This is a genomic window from Natrinema soli, from assembly GCF_028618695.1.
Genome location: NZ_JAQIVI010000309.1, coordinates 1 through 3,140 on the forward strand (window position 1 = coordinate 1; position 3,140 = coordinate 3,140).

A 3,140-nucleotide genomic window follows, 5' to 3' on the forward strand; every position below is an offset into this window, starting at 1 on the left:
GGTCGAAGGACGCGTCGACGTCGAGCTGACCGACGAGGACGTCGAACGGATCGCGGACGCCAGAAATTCCGAGGGTCCCTACGCCCTCTCGAACGCGCTCGGCGCGGTCGTCTCCGACCACCTCGGCGTCTCGTGGGCCTCGAACGTCCACACCGGCCCGGCGCAGACGGTGATGGCCGCCGGTCCCCACGTCGACCCGTTCAACGGCTGGATCCACCACACCGACCTCTCGGTGACCGTCGCCGCCCTGTTGCTGTTCGGCCGACTTCCCCGTGTCTCCGACGCCCAGCGCGACTCCTGGGAGCGCAAGATCGCCCGAACGGGACCGTCGAGCCGGCTCGACGCCTGGCTCGCCCTCGAGTACGTCGGCCCCGTCACCGACGACGTGACCGAGGCACTCGACGTCGACGGCAACGGCGTGGTCGACTACCGGGACGTCCTCCTGATTCTCGAGAATCAGGAGGACGCCCCCTCGCCGTCGGCGGCAGCCGGCCGCCGCCGCGAGTCGATCGGCTCGGTCCACGACTTCTGAACGCGTCCCCATCGCTCGCCGGTATCCGTCCCGATTTTTCGCGTCTACCCTGGGACCGTCTCGCTACCGATGCGGTTTCGGATCCGATTTCGTCAGGACCGCTCTGTAGTGAGCCTCCGATCGCAGAACGTCGGTCACGGTCCACGGCGTCCCCGTCGTCGCCTCGCGGAACCGGGCGGGCGAGCACAGCAGGAACTGCAGCGTCCGCCCGACCTCGCGGAATCGCTCTCCGTCCGCCCGCTCGCCCTCGAACTCGAGGTGGAAACATCGGTGGGCGATTCCCTCGCGCGGGTCCGGGCGATAGCCGAAGAAATCCGCCTCCAACCGCATCGGATCGTAGTTGTCGACGACGGCCACCCCCGCGTCGTCGGTGATGCGAGCGAAGCCGACGAGCAGTTCGCGGATGCCGGCCAGCGAGCGGCCGAGGCCGACCTGCGTGCCGACGACGTGGACGGCTCCGAACGCGTCCGTCGGCACGGGGAGGTCGAACATGTCGCCGACGAGAACGTCCTCGAGTCCGCGTTCGCGGGCGGTCAAGACCGCATTTGGACTCGCGTCAATGCCGACCGCGTCGACGCCCCGATCGGCCAACCACAGGAGATGGTTCCCTGCACCGCACCCCACGTCGAGGACCGGTTCGGCGTCGGCGACGCGCTCGAGCGCGTCGATCGTCTCCCGATCCCACGACGCGGGACTCGAGAAGTAGAACTCGGCGACGTTGCCGTCCTGCACGTCTGCCCCGTCGCGATAGATAAGTTGTCCCGGTTCATCGCGGTAGTGAGCGAGCATCGCCCGTCCGAGCGGGTCCGCTCCGTCGTTCGCCTCGAGCGGTCCGAACCGGTCCGGGACCATGCTCGAGCCGACGACCTCCCCAGTAATAAATTCATGATGGCATGTGGTCTCTGGTATCACGGAACACGAATGCCGACCGCTACCGATTTACGCCGATCGACCCAACGGTCGCGCATGAAGGTCGAATTCGACGAGGACACCTGTATCGGGATGTTCCAATGTGTCGCCGAGTGGGACGCCTTCGAGAAGGACAAATCGAAGGGGAAGGCCGTCCTCGCGGGTAGCGAGGAGGTCGAGGACGGCGTCTTCGTCCGCGAGGTACCTGACGACGCGGAACTCGACGCGAAGTTCGCCGCTCGGACCTGCCCCGTCGACGCGATCACGATCTACGACGACGACGGCGAACAGCTAATTCCCTGATACGGACTGCTGTCAGTCAGTTCCGGCGCGCCCACGATCCACCATGCGGGTGCGCCGGTACACAGTGACAGCAGACCGTATGAGCCGGCTCGAGCGGCGGACGCGAAAAAGTCGATTCGGGACGACCGTCGATTACGAGATCTCGTCGTACTGCTCCGAGAGCTTCTCGGCTGCCTCGCCGAGCTGGTTGCGCTCGTACTCGGTGAGGTCCCACTCGACGATCTCCTCGACGCCGTCGGCCCCGAGCTTGACGGGAACGCCGAAGGCGGTGTCCTCGTGGCCGTACTCGCCCTCGAGCGCGACGCTGCCGGGGAGTACCTCGCCGGTGTCGCGCAGGATGGCCTCGACCATGTGGCCGACGCCGGTCGCCGGGCCCCACTCGGTCGCGCCCTTCTTCTCGATGACGTTCATCGCCGAGGCCTGGAGTTCCTCGAGCAGTTCCGCCTTCTCGTCCTCGTCGAACTCGGGATCCCGGCCGTCGACGCGGACCTTCGAGAAGACGGGGACCTGGGCGTCGCCGTGCTCGCCGAGGATCGTCCCCTCGACGTTCTGGACGGGTGCGTCGAAGCGCTGGGAGATCACGTAGCGAAAGCGAGCGGAGTCGAGCCGGCCGCCGAAGCCGATCACCTTCTCGCGGGCTCGATCGCCCGTCTCGTAGAGGTGACGGTTCAGCAGGTCGACGGGGTTCGACGTGGTGACGGTGATGAAGTCGTCGTTGTGTTCGGCCAGCGAGGAGCCGATATCCTCCATGATGGGCGCGTTGTCGCCCGCGAGGTCGATCCGCGTCTGCCCCGGCTGTCGCGGGATGCCCGCCGTGATGACGACGACGTCCGAGCCGGCGGTGTCCTCGTAGCCGCCCTGTCGGATCGTCGTGTTCGAGTCGTAGGCCGCGCCGTGATTGGCGTCTGCGGCCTGTCCGATCGTGTCGTCTTCCTTGTCCGGAATGTCGACGAAGACGAGTTCGTCCGCAACGTCCCGAAGCGCGATGTTGTAGCCCGCGGCGGCCCCGACCGTCCCGGCCGCGCCGACCACGCTAACTTTCGTCATACCGCGTACTGCTTCCACATCCCACACGTTAAATCCGTCGGACTAGCGGTCTCCGTCCGGTTCTGACGACGCGTATTTCGACGATCGTCGTCCTGATCGCCGCTCCCGGAATCTACCGCAGTCGGATCGGTTCGTTCGGTGCATACTCCCCCGTCCGCGACGACCGATTGTCTCGCGGTCGCCGTGGGACCGAACCGTCCATATTCGACGCTCGCGACGAGTCGCGTATGCGCGTCAGCGTCATCGGCGGCGGCACAGTTACCGACGAACAGGTGGCTCGAGCGGAAGCGGTGGGGCGCGAACTCGCCGCCCGCGGCCACACGGTCGTCTGTGGCGGGCGCGGCGGGAC

4 protein-coding genes and 1 pseudogene are annotated in these 3,140 nt (G+C 66.9%); 3 read left to right on the top strand and 2 right to left on the bottom strand.

The window, feature by feature from the left end:
- A pseudogene (locus PGX04_RS18665) lies at positions 1–532 on the top strand (alkaline phosphatase); the annotation flags it as partial.
- A 63-nt stretch (positions 533–595) separates the two neighbouring features.
- Here the strand turns inward: PGX04_RS18665 and PGX04_RS18670 are convergent.
- The gene (locus PGX04_RS18670; protein WP_273739883.1) at positions 596–1,384 is read right to left on the bottom strand and encodes a class I SAM-dependent methyltransferase; all 789 of its coding nucleotides are present in this window, start codon (positions 1,382–1,384) and stop codon (positions 596–598) included.
- A gap of 114 nt (positions 1,385–1,498) precedes the next feature.
- Here PGX04_RS18670 and PGX04_RS18675 point away from each other — a divergent pair, with 114 nt between their 5' ends.
- Positions 1,499–1,744, top strand: a complete 246-nt coding sequence (locus PGX04_RS18675) for a ferredoxin (RefSeq protein WP_273739884.1) — start codon at positions 1,499–1,501, stop codon at positions 1,742–1,744.
- A 132-nt stretch (positions 1,745–1,876) separates the two neighbouring features.
- On the opposite strand, the gene mdh is transcribed toward PGX04_RS18675, so the two are convergent.
- Positions 1,877–2,791 carry a malate dehydrogenase gene (gene mdh / locus PGX04_RS18680; RefSeq protein WP_273739885.1) on the bottom strand — a complete coding sequence of 305 codons (915 nt, stop codon included), beginning with the start codon at positions 2,789–2,791 and terminating at the stop codon, positions 1,877–1,879.
- Between the two features lie 227 nt (positions 2,792–3,018).
- On the opposite strand from mdh, the gene PGX04_RS18685 reads away from it, so the two are divergent.
- Positions 3,019–3,140 (top strand): SLOG cluster 4 domain-containing protein (locus tag PGX04_RS18685; RefSeq protein ID WP_465263823.1); only part of this gene is annotated, 122 nt, incomplete at its 3' end.